The 25085-nt window shown below is 40.5% G+C and carries 18 protein-coding genes; 11 read left to right on the plus strand and 7 right to left on the minus strand.

The annotated features are described in order from the left end of the window. Positions 1-258: 258 nt before the first annotated feature. Together gppA and rhlB are read right to left on the minus strand one after the other, a co-directional pair. Entirely contained in the window at positions 259-1752 is a 1494-nt protein-coding gene (gppA, locus tag BM380_RS17170) for a guanosine-5'-triphosphate,3'-diphosphate diphosphatase (protein ID WP_090495343.1), read from the minus strand. A gap of 45 nt (positions 1753-1797) precedes the next feature. Continuing rightward, complete coding sequence (rhlB, locus tag BM380_RS17175; RefSeq protein WP_010392673.1) at positions 1798-3075, minus strand: ATP-dependent RNA helicase RhlB; 1278 nt, start codon at positions 3073-3075, stop codon at positions 1798-1800. Positions 3076-3166: 91 nt separating this feature from the next. Between rhlB and trxA the strand changes: the two genes are divergently transcribed. Further along, positions 3167-3493 carry a thioredoxin TrxA gene (gene trxA, locus BM380_RS17180; RefSeq protein ID WP_090495345.1) on the plus strand — a complete coding sequence of 109 codons (327 nt, stop codon included), beginning with the start codon at positions 3167-3169 and terminating at the stop codon, positions 3491-3493. 188 nt (positions 3494-3681) lie between these two features. Further along, a complete protein-coding gene (gene rho / locus BM380_RS17185) occupies positions 3682-4941 on the plus strand; it encodes a transcription termination factor Rho (protein ID WP_013463749.1) in 1260 nt (419 codons plus the stop codon). A gap of 79 nt (positions 4942-5020) precedes the next feature. Here the strand turns inward: rho and BM380_RS17190 are convergent, their stop codons facing one another. Beyond that, a complete protein-coding gene (locus tag BM380_RS17190) occupies positions 5021-7843 on the minus strand; it encodes a tetratricopeptide repeat protein (protein WP_090495346.1) in 2823 nt (940 codons plus the stop codon). A 170-nt stretch (positions 7844-8013) separates the two neighbouring features. Here BM380_RS17190 and BM380_RS17195 point away from each other — a divergent pair, with 170 nt between their 5' ends. Then, entirely contained in the window at positions 8014-8595 is a 582-nt protein-coding gene (locus BM380_RS17195; RefSeq protein ID WP_090495348.1) for a DNA-J related domain-containing protein, read from the plus strand. 9 nt (positions 8596-8604) lie between these two features. Here BM380_RS17195 and dbpA read toward each other — a convergent pair whose 3' ends face one another. Continuing rightward, a complete protein-coding gene (dbpA, locus tag BM380_RS17200) occupies positions 8605-9993 on the minus strand; it encodes an ATP-dependent RNA helicase DbpA (protein WP_024601994.1) in 1389 nt (462 codons plus the stop codon). Positions 9994-10187: 194 nt separating this feature from the next. Here dbpA and BM380_RS17205 point away from each other — a divergent pair, with 194 nt between their 5' ends. The 3 genes from BM380_RS17205 (at position 10188) to BM380_RS17215 (ending at position 14852) form a co-directional block, all read left to right on the plus strand. Next, positions 10188-12263 (plus strand): TonB-dependent siderophore receptor, encoded by a 2076-nt coding sequence (locus BM380_RS17205; RefSeq protein ID WP_090495350.1) that lies wholly within the window; start codon positions 10188-10190, stop codon positions 12261-12263. Positions 12264-12420: 157 nt separating this feature from the next. After that, on the plus strand, positions 12421-13824 hold the full coding sequence (locus BM380_RS17210) for a M20/M25/M40 family metallo-hydrolase (RefSeq protein ID WP_090495352.1): 1404 nt from the start codon (positions 12421-12423) through the stop codon (positions 13822-13824). Between the two features lie 86 nt (positions 13825-13910). Next, positions 13911-14852 (plus strand): tetratricopeptide repeat protein, encoded by a 942-nt coding sequence (locus BM380_RS17215; protein WP_058153984.1) that lies wholly within the window; start codon positions 13911-13913, stop codon positions 14850-14852. 15 nt (positions 14853-14867) lie between these two features. Here the strand turns inward: BM380_RS17215 and BM380_RS17220 are convergent, their stop codons facing one another. After that, positions 14868-15788, minus strand: a complete 921-nt coding sequence (locus BM380_RS17220; protein WP_013463742.1) for a DUF808 domain-containing protein — start codon at positions 15786-15788, stop codon at positions 14868-14870. A 122-nt stretch (positions 15789-15910) separates the two neighbouring features. On the opposite strand from BM380_RS17220, the gene BM380_RS17225 reads away from it, so the two are divergent. The 5 genes from BM380_RS17225 (at position 15911) to BM380_RS17245 (ending at position 21210) form a co-directional block, all read left to right on the plus strand. Beyond that, the gene (locus BM380_RS17225) at positions 15911-16189 is read left to right on the plus strand and encodes an MliC family protein (protein WP_028834856.1); all 279 of its coding nucleotides are present in this window, start codon (positions 15911-15913) and stop codon (positions 16187-16189) included. A 67-nt stretch (positions 16190-16256) separates the two neighbouring features. Further along, positions 16257-18287, plus strand: a complete 2031-nt coding sequence (locus tag BM380_RS17230; RefSeq protein WP_090495353.1) for a methyl-accepting chemotaxis protein — start codon at positions 16257-16259, stop codon at positions 18285-18287. A 71-nt stretch (positions 18288-18358) separates the two neighbouring features. Further along, a complete protein-coding gene (gene ubiD, locus BM380_RS17235) occupies positions 18359-19825 on the plus strand; it encodes a 4-hydroxy-3-polyprenylbenzoate decarboxylase (RefSeq protein ID WP_090495354.1) in 1467 nt (488 codons plus the stop codon). 86 nt (positions 19826-19911) lie between these two features. Then, on the plus strand, positions 19912-20625 hold the full coding sequence (fre, locus tag BM380_RS17240) for an NAD(P)H-flavin reductase (protein WP_090495355.1): 714 nt from the start codon (positions 19912-19914) through the stop codon (positions 20623-20625). A 171-nt stretch (positions 20626-20796) separates the two neighbouring features. Then, positions 20797-21210: a CBS domain-containing protein gene (locus tag BM380_RS17245; RefSeq protein WP_013463737.1), complete on the plus strand. Its 414-nt coding sequence runs from the start codon at positions 20797-20799 to the stop codon at positions 21208-21210. Between the two features lie 47 nt (positions 21211-21257). On the opposite strand, the gene add is transcribed toward BM380_RS17245, so the two are convergent. Both add and BM380_RS17255 read right to left on the minus strand, forming a co-directional pair. Continuing rightward, entirely contained in the window at positions 21258-22259 is a 1002-nt protein-coding gene (gene add, locus BM380_RS17250) for an adenosine deaminase (RefSeq protein ID WP_024601988.1), read from the minus strand. A 122-nt stretch (positions 22260-22381) separates the two neighbouring features. Continuing rightward, entirely contained in the window at positions 22382-25072 is a 2691-nt protein-coding gene (locus BM380_RS17255; protein ID WP_090495357.1) for an ATP-binding protein, read from the minus strand. Positions 25073-25085 lie beyond the last annotated feature (13 nt).

Raw genomic sequence — 25085 nt, forward strand, 5'->3', positions numbered from 1 at the left:
TACGCTTTCCTATTTTTTTGTCAACACTTAATTTTGTTAAACTTGAAAGTTTTCGAAACTAAGTTTTACTCAACTCACTGAGTAGCTCGTGCCTCGCTAAGCGTTGCGCTCTGCCGTCTCAGTGGGGTCGCATTATAGGGAGATCCGAAAACAGATCAACCCTTTTTTGAAGAAAACTTGAAATAAATGACTGTTCGAACAAAATTACAACTAAACGCTCATTTTAACCACTAAAAACTGTGGTAAAGAGCGGTTTAACTAGTTTACTTTAAGTTTCCAACCACATTTTTTCTGATACTTAATCTCTTGATTTAGCTCACTTGCCATTAATGGGTGGTTTTTTAACCAATCGTTTTCAAATTGAATAGCTAACTCTTCATTTTCAGCTGTTATCTTAAAGTTAGGCAAGACATCATCTTGGCGGCGCATAGATAAAATAACGGCAACACGTAATAGTCGAACGATATACGTTGCAACGTTACTGTGCGCACCTAAATGATCTAAACATCCTTTTTGAAGGTCTGAACGATGGCTGTTGGCAATCGCAACGATCACTTTGTGTTCTGATTGCGAAAAACCTGGCATATCGGTATTTTCTAAAATGTAAGCGGTATGTTTGTGGTATTGCTTGTACTCTATTAATAAACCAATCTCATGAAGTTGCGCCACCGCATTTAAAAGCGGTAATCCACTTAATGCTTCTATCGGCCAATAGTGATTAACCTCGCTAGCTAATTGTAAAGCTAAGCCGGATACTCGCGATGCTTGCTTTTGATCCACATGATAACGATTCATAAAACCATCAATCGTACGTTGACGAATGTCGTTATTATGCAGTTCCGGTAGCATGCTATATAAAACACCTTCACGAAGTGCGCCACCCGCCAATCCCATTTGTTCTATTTCTAGTGACTCAAACAGTGCAATTAAGATAGCCAGCCCAGATACAAACACTAAACGTCGCTCTTCACTTAACCCTGGCAAGTCGAGTTCAGCTATAGTCTCATAAGCAATAGATTGTTGTTTAATGGTGTATAGCTTTTCAAGGGTGAGCATTTCATTTAAATTTTGTGCCACCATGATTTCTTGAATAGCTTGTACGGTCCCTGACGCACCAGAGGCAAGTTGCCAACCAGCCGTTTTATACTCAGGCGCTATTTCATCAATAACAGTACGCGCGGCTTTAATAGCAGTATTAAAGTTTGCTTCATTTAACTGGCAATCTTTAAAGTAGCGTTCAAGGTAAGTAACACACCCTATATTAAGACTTTTATAGTGACGTGCTTCAAAGCCTTGGCCAATCACCACTTCAGTACTCGCACCACCAATATCAATAACTAGCTGTTTGCCCGCACATGAAGAAGTGTGCGCAACTCCTTTGTAAATAGTTCGCGCTTCTAGCTCACCACTAATAACATTAACTTTATGGCCTAATATTTTTTCAGCACGTAATTTAAAGTCGTCGGCGTTGGTTGCTAAACGAAGTGTTGCAGTGGCAACAATGGTGATGTTTTTCTTGGGAATATCTTGCAAACGTTCCGCAAACAAGGCCAAACACTCCCAGCCTCGTTGCATAGCCTCTAAGCTCAATAGATTATTATCATCAAGCCCAGCGGCGAGTCTTACTTTGCGTTTGACGCGACCTATTGTTTGCAAGCCACCCGCCACTGATTTGGCAATAAGCATATGAAAGCTATTTGAGCCCAAATCAATGACTGCATATACATTTTTTTGCGGTTTAAGTTGCCCCACCGTTCAAAAACCTCTAGTTACGAATACTATCAAACTAACGGTCGGTTAAGACCGTCCTTTTTGGTAACCATTATTTGGGCGACGTCCGTTGTTATTACTACGATTACGTGGACCGGTAGAAAAATTACGTTTTCTGTGAATAGTCGGCTTGGTCAAATCATCTAGCAATGCACTTTTATCGTAATGCGATAAAGGGATGCTGTGCTCGATGTACTCTTCAATTTCATGAAGGTTATAAGCATACTGCTCACACGCAAAGCTAATTGCATGACCCGAAGCGCCTGCACGAGCTGTACGACCAATACGGTGAACGTAATCTTCGCAATCATCAGGTAAGTCAAAGTTAAATACATGACTTACTTCTGGAATATGTAAACCACGCGCAGCAACATCGGTAGCCACTAAAAAGTCTAGCTCGCCTTTACTAAATTGCGCGAGTATTGATTGACGTTTCTTTTGGTTTACATCACCGGTGAGCATACCCACTCGATGTCCATCTGCTTTTAACCATGCATACACAGTTTCACAGCTGTGTTTGGTATTTGCAAAAACAATGGCTTTCTCAGGCCATTCTTCTTCAATCAAGGTTAACAACAGCTTAATTTTATCTTCTTGTGAAGGATGAAATAGCTCTTCTTGAATACGCTTACCCGTTTTTACATCGGGTTCTATTTGCACATGCTCTGGGTTTGTCATGTGTTCAAATGCAAGCTCTTGTACACGATACGACAGTGTGGCAGAGAATAATAAGTTTAAACGTTCTGATGTATCCGGCATACGACGGAACATATAACGGATATCTTTAATAAAGCCTAAATCGAACATACGATCGGCTTCATCTAGCACGACTACCTCAATTTCATTAAGGGTGTAACAGCCTTGCTTGTACAGATCTATTAGGCGACCTGTAGTACCAATTAAAATATCAACGCCTTTTTCTAGTTGTGCACGTTGTTTTTCGTAATCTTCGCCACCATATACTAAACCTAAGTTAAGATTACAGTGCGGCGCTAAAATTTTTGCATCTTTGTGTATCTGAATCGCAAGCTCCCGAGTTGGGGCCATGATCAGGGCTCTTGGATGTTTACTAGGTGCTTTGCTAGATTGTAATAACCGGTGGCATGTGGCGGTTAAAAACGCCAACGTTTTGCCTGTACCTGTTTGTGCTTGGCCCGCAATATCGCGCCCTTCACAAATAAACGGTAGGCATTTAGCTTGAATGGGTGTGCAATATTCAAACCCACTTTCGGTTAACCCGGCAACCACTTCCGGTGCAATAGCAAAGTCTGAAAACTTTTTATCGGTCAAATGTGTCTTAGTCATAGCGTTTAAGCATAACGTTTAAACTTGCAATAAGAAACAAGAGTGTTTAAATACGCACTAAATATTTCGCCTAACTAAACCGGAGAGCGCAATGAGCGAGAAAATAATCCAAATTACCGACGATAGCTTTGAAGCTGACGTATTACAATCAGACAAACCTGTACTAGTAGACTTTTGGGCTGAATGGTGCGGACCGTGTAAAATGATCGCCCCAATTCTAAGCGAAGTTGTTGAGGAATTTGATGGCCGTGTAACGATTACTAAATTAAACATTGACCAAAACGCAGGTACTCCACCTAAATTTGGTATTCGTGGTATTCCTACACTACTACTTTTCAAAGATGGTCAAGTGGCTGCAACTAAAGTAGGCGCACTATCAAAAACACAATTAGTTGAGTTTTTAGAAAACAACATCTAAGTGTAAATTTATAAAAAAAGGGCGCTCAGCCCTTTTTTTATTATTTATTTTACAGAAGTACTGGACGCTGCAGTAATGACCTGCTAGTTTATAAAGCCAACTAATCCTTAGTTATATTCAACAAACCTCACTCAACGATCTAATAAAGCGATTTTGAGTATGACAACTGTAATAAAGAACCCACCAATATGCATTTACGCGAATTAAAAGACAAGTCTATAAAAGAGCTTGTAAACTTAGCTGAGTCCATGGGGCTCGAAAACGTAGCCCGCTTAAGAAAGCAAGACATTATTTTTGCTATTCTTAAATCCCATGCCAAAGGCGGAGAGAATATCTTCGGCGGTGGTGTATTAGAAATTTTGCAAGATGGTTTTGGCTTTTTAAGATCATCAGAAGCTTCTTACTTAGCTGGCCCAGATGATATTTATGTATCTCCAAGCCAAATTCGCCGTTTTAGTATGCGTACTGGCGACTCTATTTCAGGTCTTATTCGTCCGCCGAAAGATGGTGAGCGTTACTTTGCTTTACTTAAAGTAAACGAAGTTAATTTTGATAAACCTGAAAACTCTCGCACTAAAATACTTTTTGAAAACCTGACACCACTACATGCAAACGAACGTTTTCGTATGGAACGTGGTAACGGCAGTAAAGAAGATATTACCGCACGAGTTCTTGATTTAGCGTCACCCATTGGCCGCGGCCAACGTGGTTTATTAGTGGCACCGCCAAAAGCGGGTAAAACCATGTTGCTACAAAATATTGCGCAATCAATCACACATAATCACCCTGATGTTACATTAATGGTTTTACTTATTGATGAACGTCCGGAAGAAGTGACTGAGATGCAACGCCTAGTAAAAGGTGAAGTTATTGCATCAACATTCGATGAACCAGCATCTCGCCATGTACAGGTTGCTGAAATGGTTATCGAAAAAGCAAAGCGCTTAGTTGAGCACAAAAAAGACGTGGTGATTTTACTTGATTCAATCACACGTTTAGCACGTGCTTACAACACCGTTATTCCATCATCAGGTAAAGTATTGACCGGTGGTGTAGATGCTAATGCATTACATAAGCCTAAACGTTTCTTTGGTGCTGCACGTAACGTTGAAGAAGGCGGTAGCTTAACAATTATTGCGACTGCGCTTATTGATACCGGCTCTAAAATGGATGAAGTTATCTACGAAGAGTTTAAGGGTACGGGTAACATGGAACTACACCTTAACCGTAAAATTGCGGAAAAACGTGTATTCCCAGCTATCGACTTTAACCGTTCTGGTACGCGTCGTGAAGAATTACTTACTAAGCCTGATGAGCTCCAAAAGCTGTGGATTTTACGTAAGATAGTCCATGACATGTCAGAAATTGATGCCATGGAATTTTTAATCGATAAACTATCAATGAGTAAAACCAACGATGAGTTTTTTGATTCGATGAAACGTCAGTAATCTGAACGCTGGTGAAATAAACATTTTTAAATAAAAAAGACACCAGATGGTGTCTTTTTTATTTTTAGAGTAAATCAGCTTATCCGTATTGCTTAAGCAGTACCAGCAAGTCATTTACTAATGTTGTTAACTTTTGAGTGTTAATTTGTGACTGAAGTAATTCATCATCTAGTGCTTTTGCCACTAATGCTATTTCTTTAAACTCAAACATTTGTGCCGCACCTAAAACTCGGTGGCTATCTTTTTGCAGCGATTTATAATCTCCAACTTTAAAATGCTGTTCAATTAGCTCACTTTCTGTAATCAGGCTTTGTTTAAAACTCGCTACTAAATCACTCATATCTACATGGATACTTTCTGTCGATGAATCCTCATTTGCTGAGCTTAAGTATTTAGCTAAAACAGTGTAAAAAGATTCTTTGTCTATTGGTTTTGCTAAATAATCGCTAAAACCAAGTGATAAGTAGTGGTCAATCTCGTGGCTCATGGCATTGGCCGTTAACGCTAAAATAGGCTGCTCATAGCCACATTGTTTGAGTAGTTCAAACGCAGAAATACCATCCATAACGGGCATTTGAATATCTAAAAGCACCAAATCCGGATACAGTTTTAAACTTTGCTCTACGGCTTGCTCACCATTTTCAACGGCAATCACTTCAAGTCCTAGGGAGTGTAAATAACGACTGATCAGTTTGCGGTTATCACTGTGATCCTCAGCAAGCACCACCTTACCGGATAACAACCTATGCCCTGCAGCCGATTTAGCCTGCATATCATCGTGGCAAACTTGCTCTTCAACTTGTATACAGGGCAAATAGAACGAAAACTCACTGCCCTTTTTAAACTCACTCTGCACGCTAATATAGCCACCCATCATCGCTGCCAATTGCTGCGACAAGCTCAAACCTAGTCCTGTGCCACCAAAACGTCGACTAATACTGTTATCGGCTTGGCTAAAGCATTCAAAAATAAGCTTAAGCTGTGAGGAGCTCATACCAATTCCGGTATCTTGAATACAAAAGAGCAGCCCTTGATCCGTTTTGCTAACAGCAATTGTTACGTGCCCCTTATGAGTAAACTTAATGGCATTGGCGCATAAATTAATAAGTATTTGTTTTACTCGAGTTAAATCTAGCCGCGTAAAATAGGTATCACCTAACTGACTCTCTAATATCAGTGACAAGCCTTTCGCTTTAGTTTGTGGAGAAAACATAGCATGAACATCGTTGATCAATTGCACCATATCAAAACAGCTAATGTTAAGTTCTAGCCTGTTTGCTTCGATTTTACTTAAATCAAGCACATCATTAATCAGGCTTCTTAAATGCTCACTTTGTCGTTGTATTACCCTAAGCTCATCTTGTAATTGCTCAGCCTTATACTGACCACTAATAAGATCATCTGTTTGCGCCAAAATAGCGGTTAATGGCGTTCTAATTTCATGGCTTATATTCGCTAAAAACTGGCTTTTAACCTCGTTAGCTTCACGCAGTTCTTGCGCCACACTTTGCAGCTCTTTGGTGCGCTGTTCAACTTGCTCACTCAGCTTTAACTTCGCTTGTTTTTCTGTTCGGCGTTTATAAACAGCAATTACTGTAATTAAAATCAATATGGCAACAATCACCAATAAGAACGTCAGCTGTGAACGTTTAGCTATTTGTAATTCTTGTAAGTATTGTTGCTGTTTTAATTGTTTAATTTCTTGGTTTAGCTGATTTGATTCAAACTGAATTTGAAATTGACTGACCGCTTTTGAGGCTTCTTCGGTATTAACACTGCGCTGATAATCAACATACTGTTGATGCAAATTTAACGCTTTTTCATAATCCCCTAAGCTAGCATGGATCAGCGCCTCAACCCCCAAACCGTCTTTTATGCGCATGCCATTATTATACTCTTTGGCAAGCGTAATTGAACGCTCTGAGGTTTCTTTGGCATTTTCTGTATCGCCTTGCACAAATTGAACAGTCGATAACACGTGTAAGGCAGCCGCTAGTAACGACTTATTATCAGCCTCAAGTGCAAACTGTTGCCCTGCATTAGCATGATATAACGCGACATCAAATTTATTTAATTTAAGATTAATTGTGGCTAAATTGGTGTGCTTAGTCGAAAGCTGAAAGGCGTTATTAACACTTTGATAGTAGCGCAAAGCTAATTGGTTGTAATGCAACGCTAACTGGTACTGCCTCGATTCAGTGTACGCCACACCCATGTTACCGTATACCTGTGCAACGCCATCGTCATCACCAAGCTCTTGAAAAACTTTTAAAACCTCACGATACATCTCAAGCGCGGACTCATACCGAGAGAGACGAATATAAATACCGGCGATATTATGTAATATATCGGCTTTATCTTGTGCGCTCCCCTCTTTTTCATAAATGACTTTGGCTTGCTGATAATAATCGAGGGCTAGCTCCATGTTATACATATCAAAGTAAGCGAGCCCAATATTACTGAGTAAGTTAGCCTGTTTAATCGGGCTTTTAAGGGTAATGGCAATGTTTAACGCGCGATTATAATCAACGACCGCTTGTTGCACTAACCCTTGATAATAAAGCACCACGCCTTGCATTTTAATTGCACGAAAATAAAGTTTTGGCTGTTCTTTAAGGGTGCTATTCGCCTCTAGTAATTTAAAATACTTTAGTGCATTAGCTAAATCACTCTGTGTAAACGCCAGCTCCGCTAAGTCACTGTAAATGGTCACGCGTTGTAAATTTGGAAGATCAGGGTTAGCTAATATGTCTATTGCAAGGCGGTGCTTTTCAGTCCATGTTTGCTCAAGATCGAACTGCTCAAACAAACTTGTCTGCTCATTGGATAAAGCGTCGTTTGATGCACCACTCAGTACAACCAAAAGACCAATAAAGCAGATGCGCTTTAACCGAGTCAGCATAAAAATATCCTTTAATCCTTGCTAGCCATAATAAAATGACACCCAAACAATATATAAACATCTAATTTAGACCAATATAAAATAGGCATTCACGCCCACTCCTTGGGGTTTAATGTTACTTAGGTGTATGATAATTTGTTCAAGATACACCAATTAATAGATTGTAAACAATGCTTAACCCACTGATAGATGAGATTTTTGAACTATTAATCAATAATAAAGTGTGGATGGTTCATACTTTAGCATCGGAACTAAAAGAACGTGGGTTACTTGATACCTTAGCAGCTGATCCTGGGCGTGATTTATTTAAACGTAATTTTTTAATTATGAATGCACTTTATCAGTTACAGCAGCAAGTTATGCCAAAACAGCAGCTACTGATTAAAAGTTTACACATTGAACTGGTGAGCGACCCTCGCCAAAACCAACTTCACCCAAACGATCCGCTGCGTGACTACTACTTAAACTGGCAAAACTTTGAAACATCAACAGCAGAAATTAACGCATTATTAGATAGCTTTTGGCAACGTTTCAGTAAGCCTAAACAACATGAAGCGCCTTTAAGTGCTCAGCAACATCAGCAATTAATCGCTCGCTGGCAATTAGTACAACCAATTACCTTAAACACATTACAAAAGCGTTGGCGACAACTAGCCGTTCAGCATCATCCAGACAAACAAGGGGGTGATAATGAAGTGTTTAAACAATTAAAAATGGAATATGAGCAACTCAAGGCGAGCTGCTCATCTTAAAACGTAAAACTAGCGCGTCAGGCGACGAGCACGGATTTTACGCCCTTTAATATTGCCTTCGGTTAATTTACGTAACGCGGGTTTAGATGAGTTACGCTCTACCGCGACAAAAGCCACGTTATCAAGTACATTAATTTTACCCACTTGGCGCCCTGCTATACCATCTTTACCTGTTAATGCCCCTAAGATATCACCCGCGCGCACTTTTTGCTTTTTACCCGCATCTATCATCAATGTCACCATTTCAGGTTTGTATGGAGGCTTATCAAGTAGGTTATATGATGGCATTGGCTCAGGGGTAAAATCACGCTCATAGTGGTCACCAATTTGCGCTACTTTAAATTGCTCAGCATCACCGTAAATAGAACACGCAATGCCTTTTTTGCCCGCTCGCCCGGTACGCCCTACACGGTGAACATGCGTTTGTGGATCATGCGCTAAGTGATAGTTAATTACCATGTCCATATCATCAATATCTAAGCCGCGTGCTGCTACATCGGTTGCCACTAAAATAGACGCACTCTTATTGGCAAAATGAATCAGTGTACGCTCACGGTCACGCTGCTCTAAATCTCCATGCAATGCAACGGCGCTGAAGCCTTCATCGGCTAAATCATCACATACTTGCTGTGTTTCTACCTTGGTATTACAAAACACCACACAACTTTGTGGGGTAAATTTAAGTAATAGTAATTTAAGGGTTGGATAACGTTGCTTATTATTATCCATTTTATAGAAGTATTGCTTGATAGTGCTTTTTTCTTGCTGCTCTTCTACTTTAATCATTTCAGGGTTGCTCAGAACACGCTTTGCAATGGCTTCGATTGATTTTGGAAAAGTCGCGCTAAATAACAATGTTTGACGATTTGTTGGAATACACTCAATTATGGCATCGAGGGTGTCTTGAAAACCCATATCAAGCATTTGGTCGGCTTCATCAAGTACCAGCGTTTCAACATCATCTAAGCGCAATGTACCTTTACGAATATGGTCGTCAACTCGCCCTGGTGTACCTACAATAATATGCGCACCATGTTCAAGTGAGCCAATTTGAGGACCAATTGATACCCCGCCACACAAAGTTAAAATTTTAATATTATGAATACCGCGTGCTAATTTACGCATTTCAACCGCTACCTGCTCTGCAAGCTCACGGGTTGGGCACAGCACTAACGACTGAATACGAAAGCGCTTAACATTCAGCTTGGCTAAAACGCCCAGACTAAATGCCGCTGTTTTACCTGAGCCTGTTTTAGCTTGGGCAATAATATCTTTACCACTTAAAACAGGAGGCAGGCTTTGTGCCTGTACAGGAGTCATTTGGGTGTAGCCGAGTGTTGATAAATTATCAACTAACCCAGAAGGTAAGGCCAACGATGAAAAAGCAGTTGCAGTCACAGTAAATTCCATAGCAAAAAAATAACTTGAGAAAAGTCTCAATAAATATGCGGCTAATAATAGCAGATTTAACAATTAGCAACCATTAACAACGCACGATAAAAAGTGCAAATAAAGATATTGCAAATGATAGTTATTTTCATTAAGATCTGCGGCGTTTTACTATTCTAATAACTCTAAGCCGGAAGCTACTAATGAAACTTAACCCACTTTTTATCGCACTTTTAGCCAGTACCTCTGCAAATGTATTCGCCAACACCGCAAATATAGAGCGCATTGAAGTAAAAGGCAGTTACTTCAACGACTACAAAGTAGATAATGCCAGTGGTGCAATGAGAACCTCAACCTCATTACTCGATACCGCACAATCAGTCACTGTTATTACAGATACAATTGTAAATGAGCAACTAGCAACCACCTTAGGTGAAGTACTAAGTAACGATGCGAGTTTAACGCCAGGATCTAAGCAACGTAATCGTGAAGTATTTAACTTACGTGGTTTTGAGTTAAGTTCATCAACCGGCTACCTGCGTGATGGCCACCAGCATTGGTCGCACTATCAACAACCCATTGAAATTTTAGAGCAAGTTGAAGTAATTAAAGGACCATCGAGTATTTTGTACGGCCAATCGGGCCCTGGCGGCTTAGTAAATATGGTGACCAAAAAGCCAACCGCACAAACGTTATTTAATGCCAGTGCCGATGTCGATCAACATGGCTCAACTCGCTTTATGCTTGATGCTGGCGGCGCATTGACTGAAGCTGAAGATTTACGTGCCCGTGGCGTATTAGTAAAACAAGATGTTGAATATTGGCGTGAGTATCAAAACGGTGATAACCGCGAACGCGATCGTTTTTTAGGTGCATTAGTGGTTGATTACGATATTAGCGATAATGCCTTAGTACGTGTTCACTATGACCGTACCGATGACGAAGCAGGTCTAGATACGGGTGCTTGGATCGATAATGATGCCAATATCATTGGTAACGATAAAACAATTCGTGACATGTCTTGGGCCTTTACCGACATCACCGTTGAAAACATGGGCATTGATTTTAATGTATTTTTAGCCGATAACTGGCAAGTAAAACTTGGCTACAATGAACAAACATTTGAGCGCCAGCGTTTTGAGTCAGCACCACGTAAGCCAAGTGACTTTATCGAAGGCGATAGTTATCAGTCACGCCCTTACGATCGCTTTGATGATTGGCAGTTTAAAACTGCTTTTATCGACTTTATTGGCGAATTTGAAACCGTGGGTGTGCATCATCAATTACTTGTAGGCGTTAACTCACTGGATTATTACTATGGCCAATTACGCACCTCTGCTGATACGATTAATTTTTCTGCCGGTCAAAATGAGCCTAATCGCCCTAATATAAGTTACAAATCAGATGATACTGTTAGCTCATCTGCCTACGACTACTACGGGATTTATATCCAAGATTTGATTTCGTTCTCGCCTAAATGGCAACTATCACTAGGTGGTCGTTACGATAAACAAAATAAAGAAAACAGCAATAACGAATCGTTCGTACCTAAGGTCGGCGTACTTTACCATCCAAATGCCTCAGCAACCGTATATGCAAGTTACTCGGAAGGGTTTGAGCCGCAAAACGAAACATTAGAAAATGAAAATGATGTTAATAATGGCATGAAACTCGATGCCATTACCTCTGAGCAACGAGAAGTTGGGGTTAAATGGCAACTGTTTGATGATCGATTAATGCTCAGCGGCGCCCTATTTGATATTAGTAAAACAGGCACCTTAGTGAGCGAAAATCTGATTAACCCTATTGGTGATATAACCAGCATAACCACGCAAGCAGGTGAACAACGCCATAAAGGCTTTGAACTTTCTGCACAAGGTGCTGCTACCGATCGTTTATTTGTTATGGCATCAACCATGTATTTAGATGCTAACTATGAACGAGATGAAGAATTAGAAGGTAAGCGCCCAACCGATGCACCAAAGTGGTCTGCCTCACTTTGGACCCGTTATGAACTCAACGACGCCATTGCTTTTAATGCCGGCGCTTTTTATGAAGGTGAACGTTTTGCCGATAATGCCAATACAGTAACAAAACAGGGATATACCCGTGTTGATGTTGGCGCAACATACGCACTTAAGGTAAGTAATACAGATATTAACCTGCGTTTAAACATTGAAAACTTATTCGATAAAAACTACCTAGCCGGTGGTGGATTAAATAACGTGACGGTAGGTGAAGGCACAAACGTGCGTTTAGCAGCGCAATTTAGCTTTTAAATACAAACTTTAAAAACCCATAGCCCACCTCAATTTGAGGTGGGCTTTTTTTTGAACTGACTTTTGAACCCACTGAATAGCCTACTCATCTCATCTATTTTTTATCCTGTTTGTTACATGCTTTAATGGTGTTAATCATTACAAAGGCTCTCTGAATATGAAACGATTGCTCACAGCACTCCTATTTACCACCAGCATGACGGTAAGCGCCAACAACAGTGAATTCACTGCAAAACAGCTACAACAAGTAGATGAGGTGCGCACCACCGCCCTTAAAAGTGATTTAAGCTATCAATTACTAGAATCACTCACCACTGAAATAGGCCCGCGCCTACCAGGCACCGAAAACGATAAGAAAGCCGTTGCTTGGGCAAAAGCAAAGTTTGATGAATTGGGCTTTGATAAAGTCTGGTTAGAAGAAGCAACCTTCCCTGAATGGCGTCGCTATAGCGAAAGCGGAAAAATACTCACTCCAAGCGAGCAACCTCTGCATTTAACAGCACTGGGTAACAGCATTAGTACACCCAAAGAGGGGATCAGCGCACCTGTCGTCTTATTCGAAACCCTTGACGAATTAAAAGCTGCACCGGCGAATAGCTTAAAAGGTAAAATTGCTTATATTAATTACCGTATGAACCGTGATATTGACGGCAATGGTTATGGCCCCGCGGTAAAAGCCCGTGCTACCGGAGCAATTGAAGCGGCTAAAAAAGGCGCCGTTGCCTATATGATGCGCTCAGTTAGCACTGGCCACCATCGCTTTGCACATACCGGCGGTAGCTATTATAAAGAAGGGGTAACTAAAATACCTAACGTGACTATTGCCAATCCTGATGCTGACCAAATAGCACGATTAGTCGCATTAAACAAAGACGTGTCGGTTAATATTAATGTACAAACCGAAAACCTAGGCGAGGGCACTGGTTATAACGTCATTGGCCAATTTAATGGTACTGAAAACCCTGAGCAATATGTACTTATTGGTGGACACTTAGATTCGTGGGATTTAGGTACTGGCGCTCTGGATGATGGCGCTGGCGTTGCCTTAACCATGGCAGCAGCAAAGCATATTAGTGATGTAAAACGTCCTAAGCGCAGTATTCGCGTTGTGCTTTTTGCAGCTGAAGAACTCGGCCTTTGGGGCGCAAAAGCGTATTTTGCAAAGCATAAAAATGAGCTTAATAACATTGTGGCTGCTGCAGAGTCTGACTTTGGTGCTGATGTAGTTTATGGCTTTGAATCAAATGTAAACGCAGCTTCACTGCCAGTAGTGCGCGCGATTGCCAAAGAGCTTGCGCCATTAAATATTGAATACATTGGCCAAAATGAAGCTAAAGGCGGACCCGATCTCATCCCATTTAAAAATGCAGTTTCTGCACCTATTTTTGAACTGGCACAAGATGGTACTGACTACTTTGATTACCACCATACAGCGGATGACACCCTTGATAAAGTAACCCCCGCTAAACTTCGTCAAAACACCGCTGCTTATGCTGTATTTGCGTTAATGGCCGCCGACGCTAAAACGACTATTAAACCAAAAGCACGCACTAAAGAGTAACAGACATAATTACTTACAGTTTGCTGCTTTAACTAATACGCTCATTGTTTTAACTTAAAGAGAATTAAAACAGGGAGCGTATTTTCATGCTGCTTTTCAATACCAGTCAGTCTTTTCCTCATTTTACACAAGTACAGTGCTGCCCTAATTGCAAAAGTAACAGCTATCACTTAGTTAACCAAAGCCGCTTTTTGCGCTTTACTATTCTTCCTATATTTCCGATAAAGTTGAGCTATAAACGCGAGTGCTATCAATGTGGACATTGTGAGCCTACAAGCATTAAAAAGTTACCCCTGTTCGAAAAGCTAAGCCTACCCAAATACTGTATTGGGTTAGTTTTATTGCTGTGGGTATTGTTATTTTTTTACCAAAAACACCTTAATGCTGAGGCGCTAAAACAAAGTTATTTAACCAACCCCAAAGCCTACGATACCTATTTAGTAAAGGCCGATAAATTCACTCATGAACCGTGGACACTGACTAATTTAAAAGTAGCGCAAGTGCTGAGCTTTGATCAGCAATTTATAACGTTTCAGGTGAGTAATTACAGCTATAAGCGCAGCAGCGCTATAACCACAGCAATGCGTGCCAGTTTATTAGTGCAAAGAGATTACTTTTCGTCTAAAACCATCACCCTACCTCGTAATGAAATAAAACGCTTATACAAGGATGACATTATATTCGACGTGCTGCGCCCCTATGCAAATAGTTTATATGGTGGATTTGTGATGTTTCCGCCACAGCCAAAACCTTTATATAAAGGAGTAAAGCTCGATAAAAATAATCAACAAGGAATTATGTACCACAAAGATGGGCAATACGATGAAGCGCTAGAAAGCTTTACTCTTGCAGCGCAAACAGGTTCTCAATGGGGGCAACTAAATCTGGCGCAAATGTATCGCGACGGGCAAGGCACAGAGAAAAACGCCCCACAAGCTATTTATTGGTATAAAAAAGCCATTGCTCAAGGTAATAGCAAAGCTAAACACGAGCTTGAGCAATTATGTAAAAGTGCACAATGTGAATAATGTAAAGTAGCGCGATTACGCCGCGCTACTATGGGTTTTAAAGAGCTTAGTATAGGTTACATGCATAATAACAATAACCAAACCCGCAACCACACCAAGTAAGCCATCAAATACTAAAGGGGCTAGCATCTCACCTACCCCACCTAAAGTTGACTGGGCGTAATGTGTGATATCAATCTGCGTATGATGCAGTAACTCAACACCATGCACTAAAATTCCACCCCCAACTAAAAACATGGCGATTGTACCTGCAAAGGCTAAAAACTGCATAAGTCGGGGAGCTGCTGCAAGTAGGCCTTTACCCAGTAATTCTTTAAATTTATTCGCAGAGAGCTTTGATTGGTTAAGTAAATACAATCCTGCATCATCAAGTTTTACAATTCCAGCTACCAGTCCATAAACACCAATTGTCATGATGATGGCAATAACACTTAGCACCAGTGCTTGATTCATTAACGTAGCCCCAGCCACAGTCCCTAAGGTAATTACAATAATTTCAGCAGAAAGAATAAAATCAGTACGAATAGCACCTTTTACTTTTTGCCTTTCATATTCAACTAAATCTAACTTTTCATCATCATCTATCGTTTCCTCATGGTGAGGTAAAAAGCGAGCAAATACTTTTTCAGCGCCTTCAAAACATAAAAATAAACCACCCATCATCAAAAGTGGCGTAATTAGCCAAGGCAACCACACACTAATTAATAACGCAGCAGGGACTAATATCGCTTTATTTAAAAACGACCCTTTTGCCACCGCCCATACTACCGGCAGCTCTCTATCGGCAGTGACCCCTGTAACTTGCTGCGCATTGAGCGCCAAGTCATCTCCTAGTACGCCTGCCGTTTTTTTAGTCGCAACTTTACTCATGGTCGCAATATCATCAAGTAAGGTCGTTATATCATCAAGTAATGTTAAGAGGTTAGTGCCAGCCATGATATTCCCTAGCTAAAAATAAGAGCTTAAACATAACGTAAAGCCTTATTTTCACCAACGGTTAATTTAGCTTTGCTAAGCTCTTAATTAACCAAGCGACTAAATAAGTAAAACACAGCCTAATGAAACACTACGCCATTACTATTGCTTTAATAGCGCTGGTTGCATGCAATGAGCAACCCATTACAACTAACTACATGTGCGATAACACCGCTGCACAGCTAGATATTATTAGCAACAAACAGGCGACGCTCCGCTTTAATAAGCATGATTATTTATTAACTCATGAGGTGAGTGCTTCTGGTAGCAAATATATTAATACCAAGGTACTGTTTTGGAGTAAGGGCGAGCAAGCTATGCTAATAATTGACGGTAAAAAATATCAATGCATAAGCAATTAACCATTAACTAACAACATATTAAAAAACTTGCTACACTAACAAAAGTCTTAATATTGTTGATAAAGTTATGCATTCTATCGCTATAAAACATAAAATAATTTTAGCCTTTTCAGCTATTGGCCTGTTAATGCTTACCAGCTGCATATTTTTTTACTGGTCACTCCATCAAATCAGTACCACTAACTCGCGCATAGAAACGTTAGCGGTTCCGGTACAGCAAGCGAGTAAAGACCTGCGTTTATCGCTACTTTCAATTACTAAATTTAACGCCATTGCTTACAGCCAAACTAAACTTGATTTACTACTGCAAAATAAAAAGCAAGCACACGCAGAGCAAACACAGTTTTTTAATAAATTAGAGACGCTAAAAGCGCAAGTTGCCAAGCAACAAAGTATGCAAACATTACTTGTTACTATTCATAATGACTTCACTGAGCTAAATACAATAAGCAACGACATGCTGGCAGCAAAAGAGCAACGCTTTAAGGCGCAAAGTACCGCCGCAGCACTGACAGTTACCTTTAATGAACAGCTTCGCGATCTGAGTAACCAATTACTTGATATAGAGCTTATAAACGTAGCAGGCAACCAGCAATCGCTTTTAAATGCAGTCTTTGGCACAGCGACTCGAATTGATGATTTATTATTTACTCTAAACAATAATGTCAAAGGCATCGGGCAAGTAACCACCTCTGAAGATATCAATGCCCACCAACAGGACACTTCTTTTTTACTCGATAATATTCAATCTAATCTTAGTTATTTAGAGCAACAAGCCTCTCCTATTGCAAATAAGCTCAACGCCAATGAGTTAATAGCGGCGTTTAACGATTTAAGCAGCCTATTAAATAACCCTGATGGGCTGTATGCATTGCAGAACACTGTACTCAATAGCAAAGACAAGGTTGATCAGCGGTTTGAAAGTTTTCAACATGCTTTTATCATTATAGAAAATCAGCTAATTGAGCTTAATAAACTTGCAGACACGCGCTTTGACTCCCTGCAAGAGAGCGCTAAGTCAGCAATCAATACCGGCTCTAGCTTAGTTATTATTATTGCTTTTGTTTTAATTGTTTTGCTGGTTATTATTTCAGTGTTTACTACTAACGCCATGCTAAAACCACTTAAAAAGGTGAATAAAGAACTCGCACGCATAGCCTCAGGTGACTTTTCACAGCGTAGTAATCCTCTAAGTAAAGACGAATTTGGTACCCTGCTGCATAATACCAATAAGCTTTGTGATGATTTAACTCACCTAATAAAAGGGATCAGTAACGACGCCTACGAACTCGATAATTCAGCCATTCAAACCAGTGAAAAAGGGCAACAAATGACCATCGTTGCTAAGCAACAGCTGGAACGCAGCGCACAAGCAACCTCATTAGCGCAACGTATGCTACAAAGCTCACAAGCCGTTTACGAACAAGCGCAGAGTACCTCAAATGAAATAACGAATGCCTCGCAGTTTGCAAATGATGTCAATGACATTGCAAACAACAATAGCCAAAGTATTGAATCTCTTTTAAGCCGCCTAGATAAAGCAGTTAGCAGCACCGAAGAGCTTGCACAATACACCCAACTGATTGGCGCGATTGTTGATACGATTAGCAGTATTGCAGAGCAAACCAATTTGCTAGCGCTTAATGCGGCCATTGAAGCAGCAAGAGCCGGTGAACATGGTCGAGGATTTGCCGTAGTGGCCGATGAAGTGCGTTCGCTTGCAGCACGAACACAAAGCTCCACTAGCGAAATAACCACCATGATCAACACACTACAACAACATACTCAGACTACCCAAGCTGAAATAAATGATGGTCAACAACAAGCCAAACATTGTGTTGAAAACAGTACTGAACTAAATGCAGCCGTTGAGCGTATCAAAAGCACGTTAGTATCGGTCAATGCAATGAGCAAAGACATTGCCCATGCATCGCATGAACAACTTGCAAACAGCACTGATATACAACAAATAATGGCTAAGGTAACCGATCATGCCACCTTAAATGCCGACAATGCGACGACCCTAGCAAGCGAAAGTGAAGATGTTAACCAACTTGCACACTCTTTAAAAGGTGCGGTAGAGCGCTTTAAGTTTTAAGTGCAAGTAATGACTTGGCTTGCATGAACTGGGTATAATACTTTTAACTTTTTGCTAAGTAACGGCCCACAATGAAATACAAAGATCTACGCGATTTTATCGATTTACTTGAAAAACGAGGCGAATTAAAACGCATCAGCCAAGAAATCGACCCGTATCTTGAGATGACCGAAATTGCCGATCGCACACTGCGTGCTAAAGGCCCCGCTTTATTATTTGAAAACCCGAAAGGGTATGGCATGCCTGTTCTAGCTAACTTATTTGGTACACCTAAGCGTGTAGCAATGGGTATGGGCCAAGAAGATGTCAGTGAATTACGAGAAGTTGGTAAGTTATTGGCATTTTTAAAAGAGCCAGAGCCACCGAAAGGCATTAAAGAAGCCCTTGGACAAATTCCGGTATTTAAGCAAGTCCTTAATATGCCAGCCAAAGAAGTAAAAAAAGCGCCCTGCCAACAAGTTATTTTACAAGGTGACGATGTTGATTTAACCAAGCTTCCTATTCAGCATTGCTGGCCTGGTGATGCTGCGCCTTTAATTACCTGGGGTTTAACCGTTACCAAAGGGCCTTATAAAAAGCGTCAAAATTTAGGGATTTATCGCCAGCAGTTACTTGGCAAAAATAAAATTATTATGCGTTGGTTATCTCATCGTGGTGGCGCGCTTGATTTTCAAGAGTGGTGCAAAGAACACCCTGGTGAGCCGTATCCGGTATCAGTGGCATTAGGGGCTGATCCTGCCACAATTTTAGGGGCGGTTACTCCGGTCCCCGATACATTAAGCGAATATGCTTTTGCCGGTTTATTGCGTGGCAGTAAAACGGAAGTGGTTAAGTCTATTTCGAATGATTTACAAGTACCGGCCAGCGCAGAAATCGTGCTTGAAGGGCATATTATGCCAGGTGAAATGGCACCTGAAGGCCCTTATGGCGACCATACGGGTTACTATAATGAAGTCGATGACTTTCCCGTTATGACAGTCACTCATATTACTCATCGTAAAGACCCTATTTATCACAGTACCTTTACGGGTCGTCCGCCTGATGAGCCAGCTATTTTAGGGGTGGCTTTAAACGAAGTATTTGTGCCAATTTTACAAAAACAGTTTCCAGAAATCGTTGATTTTTATTTACCGCCAGAGGGCTGCTCGTACCGTATGGCCGTGGTTACGATGAAAAAACAATACCCCGGGCACGCCAAGCGCGTAATGATGGGGGTTTGGTCATTCCTACGACAGTTTATGTACACTAAATTTGTTATTGTCTGCGACGATGACATTAACGCCCGAGATTGGAACGATGTAATATGGGCTATTACTACCCGTATGGATCCTGCACGCGACACCACGTTAATTGAAAACACGCCAATAGACTATTTAGACTTTGCATCGCCTGTCTCTGGCCTTGGTTCAAAAATGGGCATGGATGCAACCAACAAATGGCCTGGCGAAACAACCCGTGAGTGGGGCGAACCTATTGTTATGGATCAAGCCACTAAAGATCGCGTTGATGAACTTTGGGATAGCCTAGGTATTCTTTAACGACTTTGGTCTAGGCTATAAACTCACCCTGCGGATATGCTACTATTGCTCAAATAAAGTGCGTATCCGCTAATTTAAGGTAAAACATGCAAACATTACACGCTGACGTTGTTTCTATCAGTCCACTAACAGAATTTGTTCATAAAGTTATTTTAAAGCCGCAGCAACCCGTCACATTTGAAGCTGGCCAATATTTACAATTGGTTTTAGGTGAAAAAGATAAACGTGCGTTTTCAATTGCAAGCCGTCCTTCACAAAGGGATGCTTTAGAATTACATATTGGTGCTTCAGTTGCTGACTCATATGCTATGCAATCGCTAGAGCACCTTCGTAATGCCCACAATAATAATCAAACAGTGACTATTGAAGCGGGCTTAGGTGTTTCTCAACTACGTTTGCAGTGCGAGCGCCCCATTATTTTACTTGCTGGCGGCACAGGCTTCTCTTACGCAAAATCAATGGCCGATCACCTTGCTGAAATAAATTGTCAGCGCCCAGTGCTATTTTATTGGGGTGTTAAAGAAGAGTCTGCGCTGTATGCACACAGCGAAATGAAAGCTTGGGCAGATAGTCATAAGCACTTCGAATTTATTCCTGTGGTAGAAAATCCTACTGACAGCTGGACTGGCCATACTGGTTATGTGCATAAAGCGGTAATGGACGATATCATCTCGCTTGAACCTTACGATATTTACATGGCAGGTCGTTTTGACATGATAGGCATAGTGCGCGATGACTTTATTAGCCACGGTGCCATTCGCGAAAACATGTACGCGGATGCATTTGCTTTTATAAAATAACAGCAAATGCATCATTTTTAAGGCACCTTAGGGTGCCTTAATTGTTTTTATTGCCCGCCATTACCGCTGCGATGATTGTTATTACCTATTAAACTCATCAACATAAACAATTTCCTAAAATCCAATCTATAAACCATACTTTGTATAGAACATTCAGCGGGAGAAACCTAAATGCTAAATACAAAAGTAAAAGATTTTATGCAACACAAGTTGCCTCATATCACCCCTAATACAGAAATGACGACCGCCATTGCAGAACTACAAAAATTTAAATTGCTTGGTGCCCCAGTATTTGACGATAACAAGTTGCTAGTAGGTTTTATCTCTGAGCAAGAGCTACTTAAACCCCTAATGCAAAGCAGTTATTTTTGTGACGGTATGGTAAAAGTATCGCAGTTGATGCAAACAGAAGTTGTGACGGTCAGCGGTGATACCAATATCATGGAATTAGCAGAACAAATGCAACCCGGTAAGCCAAAGAATTACCCTGTGGTTGATGGTGACGTTGTAGTTGGCATGATCAGCCGTGCCGATATTTTAAAAGCACTTTATGATAATTACGTTAGCTGTCAAACTCACATATAAAAAAAAATGCCACTGTAAACAGTGGCATTTTTTTATAGTACAGGTGATTAACGCTGTGCGACTTTGGTTTTGAGTGCCTGTTTATCTGCATCACTTAAATACGCAATCTCAAGTGCATTGGCTTGCGCTTTTTCCATATCAGCTTGCGATAAACCAGCTTGTGGCGCTGCAGTTGCGTATTCGTACTCAATTTCAATCCCTTCAACAGCCGGATCATCGGTATTAATGCTAGCCAAAATGCCATGATCTAAAAACTGTTTAAGCGGATGCTTAGTTAAATCATTCACTGTGCTGGTTTGAATATTACTGGTTAAGCACGATTCAATACCAATACGGTTATCACGTAAATAATCCATTAGCGTTGAGTCTTCAATCGCTTTAACGCCATGCCCTATTCTGCTTGCGCCAAGCTCGTTTAATGCTTGCCAAATACTGGCAGCACCCAATGCCTCGCCAGCATGCACAGTAACCGCTAAATATGCATCGCGTACTTGTTTAAAGTGATCAACAAACAGTTCACCAGGGTAACCAATTTCGTCACCGGCTAAATCAACCGCGACCAAATCATTTTTAAAAGCAAGTAAAGCATCCAGCTCGTGTTGACAGGTTTTAACACCGTAAGTACGAGATAAAATACCAATTAAGTTTGCTTTAATATCAGCATCTTTTGTTGCACTTTTAATACCATCGACCACGGCTTCAACAACGCCCTGAGGATGTAAACCTTGGCTTTGTGCCATGTAGTAAGGGCTAAAACGTAGCTCTACGTAATCAAGGCCTTGCGCTTGTGCATCTTCAATGTTTTCTATTGCAATTCGTCTACAGGCATCGTAATCACCCAGTACCGTAACCCCCCAATCAAGCTTTTGTAAAAAAGCCATTAGGTTTGGCTCAGGATCAATAACTTGAACATGAGGAATAAGTGCCTCAACATTATCTGCTGGTAAAGCTATATTAAACTGACGACCAAGTTCTAGTATGGTTTGCGCGCGTACATTCCCATCTAAGTGACGGTGAATATCTAGCAAAGGTATTTTTCTATTAATCATAGTAGCTACTCGGTTGAGTTAAAATTGCGCGAATGATACGCAGGTACAGTAATATTTCAAGTGTAGAATATTTAAAATGGCGCTTGGAGGTCTTATGTCTGCCTTTTGTACAAAAATACGTGTTACTTATCTAAGCGAGATAAATAATACCAAAGCGTTTTAAATAGCTCATCAGCTTCAATAGGCTTGGTCATGTAGCTATCCATTCCAGAGGCAATCGCTTTTTGAGCGTCTTGTTCGTGAGCGTTGGCGGATAAACCAATAATAGGTAAATCAAAAAAACCTAACTCATTACGAATCACTTTTGTTGCTTGTAAACCATCCATATTAGGCATTTGAATATCCATTAATACTAGGTCGTAGTTTTTTTCGCTAAGCATCGCAATCGCTTCTAAGCCATCATTTGCGATATCAGCAATACCGTGTTTAGTTTCTAAAATAGCACTTACAACATGTTGGTTTAATGGGTTGTCTTCCACTATAAGTAATTGATATTTTTCTAAAGAAATATTACTGACATCAATTTTTGATAAAGCATCAGCACTGTATTTGGCTTTTGGCAGCGATGAATGAACTGGTAAGCTAAAAGTAAACGTAGATCCATGCCCCTCACTGCTTTTTAAATCAATAGCCCCTCCCATCAATTCGACCAATTTTTTACAAATACTCAAACCTAAACCAGTACCACCGTACTGACGTGACGTTGAGCTATCTGCTTGAGAAAAGGGTTTAAAAAGCTGTTTTTGAGCTGCAGAGCTAATGCCAATCCCGGTATCGTTAACACTAAAATATGTCATTTTTGATGATTGCCAAATCTTTAACGTAATACAGCCCTTTGCGGTAAATTTTACTGCATTATTTAATAAATTAAGCAGAATTTGCTTTAAACGAATAGGATCGGTATTGAGAATTAAATGCGCATCGCTGTCATACTCTAATTTTAAAGAAAGCGATTTACTCTCCACCTCAAATTGCATTAAACCGACGATGTCCTCGGCTAATTGCTTGAGGTTCACAGGCTCTTGCATTAACTCAAGTTTACCGGCTTCCATTTTAGAAAAGTCGAGTACATCGTTTAACACTCTTAATAATACACTTAGAGCACCATCAGCTTGCTCTATATAGCCTTTTGCTTGCTGCCAATCCTGTTGTTGTAGCGCTAGATAGTGCATACCCTTTATGCCATTTATTGGCGTGCGTATTTCATGACTCATGTTGGCTAAAAACTGACTTTTTATAGCACTGGCTTCATCGGCCTTTTGTTTTTCTTGGCGTAGCGTGAGTGTTTGCTTTGCCACTTGTTCGCGAATCCGAATATTGGTAGCCGTCACAGAGATCAAAAATATAATCAACAACCACACAAATAACATACCCACTATTTGCGCTAGCCAGTATATGAACCACGATGATTTTAAAACGGGTTGATGCAGCTCAACGCGCCACATTCGCTGACCAATTAACAACTGATATTTTTTTAGTAACACCATAGAATGATGCTCTGCAATATAAAGTGCCTGCTGTTTTTCAGCATTATTAATATCAAAAAAACTAATCGCAATACGCTCATTAGAGTCAAACGACAGCGACTTAGAAAGTTTAGCTAAGCTAACCACGGCAACAACAAATCCTTTAAAATCGCCTTCTGTTACCACATTTCCAAAAACGGGATACATAAAGAGTACACTTAATCCATCGTTATTCGGTATCAGTGCTGTCGGTTCACTGATCACCAATTCATTAAGTACTTTAGATTTAGTGAGTGCTGTGCGTACTTGCTCGTTTGAACCTAAATCAAACCCAACAATATCTTTCATTCCCCTAAGTGGGTTTATATATTTTACGGGGTAATAGAGCTCTCGATAGGGGGCTTTTTGCCATTGCCCATTCGCTGATTTTTGTTTGATAAACGGGTTTTCGCTATCAACTTGCTCAATCCATGATTGATACTCGGCACGAGAATCATCAGTAATCGCAGGAACCCATTTAAAAGCAAGTATTTCTTCACTGTAGCTTAATTGTTTAGCTGTAAACTGCGTAAACTCACTAAAACTAACGTCTTCACTATTTGCTAAAAAACCACTTAATAAAGATAGATGCGCAATGATCTCATCTAACTTTTGATTTATAGCGCTTTGAGTCGCAAGCACTTTCGTTTCTTGTTTTTGAGTGTCTTTTTGTTTTTTTACACTCGCTGCACCATAAAAACTAATACTAATAATCGCATAAATAAGTAATGCAGGAACAATAACTTGTAGTCGATGGCGCATCTCAGAATAGTGAAATACAGCTAATAGTAATGGGGTAAAAATTAATACGCCAATGCTGTCACCTATCCACCAAGTAATAAAATTATCCAGCGCATTCGCAGCAGGGATGATCTGGTTAAATACTAATAAGCTCGTACCAGCAATGGCGCCTATAACACAACAGACAGGACCTGCAATTACTAAGCTTTGAATACTCAATTTTATCGATGAAAGGTCTAGAGGGGCTTTTATTACTTTTGTAATTATTTGCGCGCCAAGCCATGCTTGCAAAAAAGCAGCGCCGCTGAGGCCCACTGCATGTAACAAAATTTGCCAGTTTAAAATATCTGTAACATGGTCTAAATGAATTAAATTAATCAGTAAAGAACCAGCAATAATGCCTAAGTAAGCGCGATGGCGCCATAATAAAAAACTGGCTAGTGCAATGCCTGCAGGTGGCCAAGAAGCCACGGCATAACCGTCTACTGCGAGTAATAAATTACTAAGATAACCGGTAAAAAAATAAGCGCATGCAAGACTAAAAGAGAGTGTAAACACATTTTTCATAGCCTTCGCTCCT

Origin of the sequence: Pseudoalteromonas sp. DSM 26666, from assembly GCF_900116475.1 — a bacterium.
Taxonomy (GTDB): domain Bacteria; phylum Pseudomonadota; class Gammaproteobacteria; order Enterobacterales; family Alteromonadaceae; genus Pseudoalteromonas; species Pseudoalteromonas tetraodonis.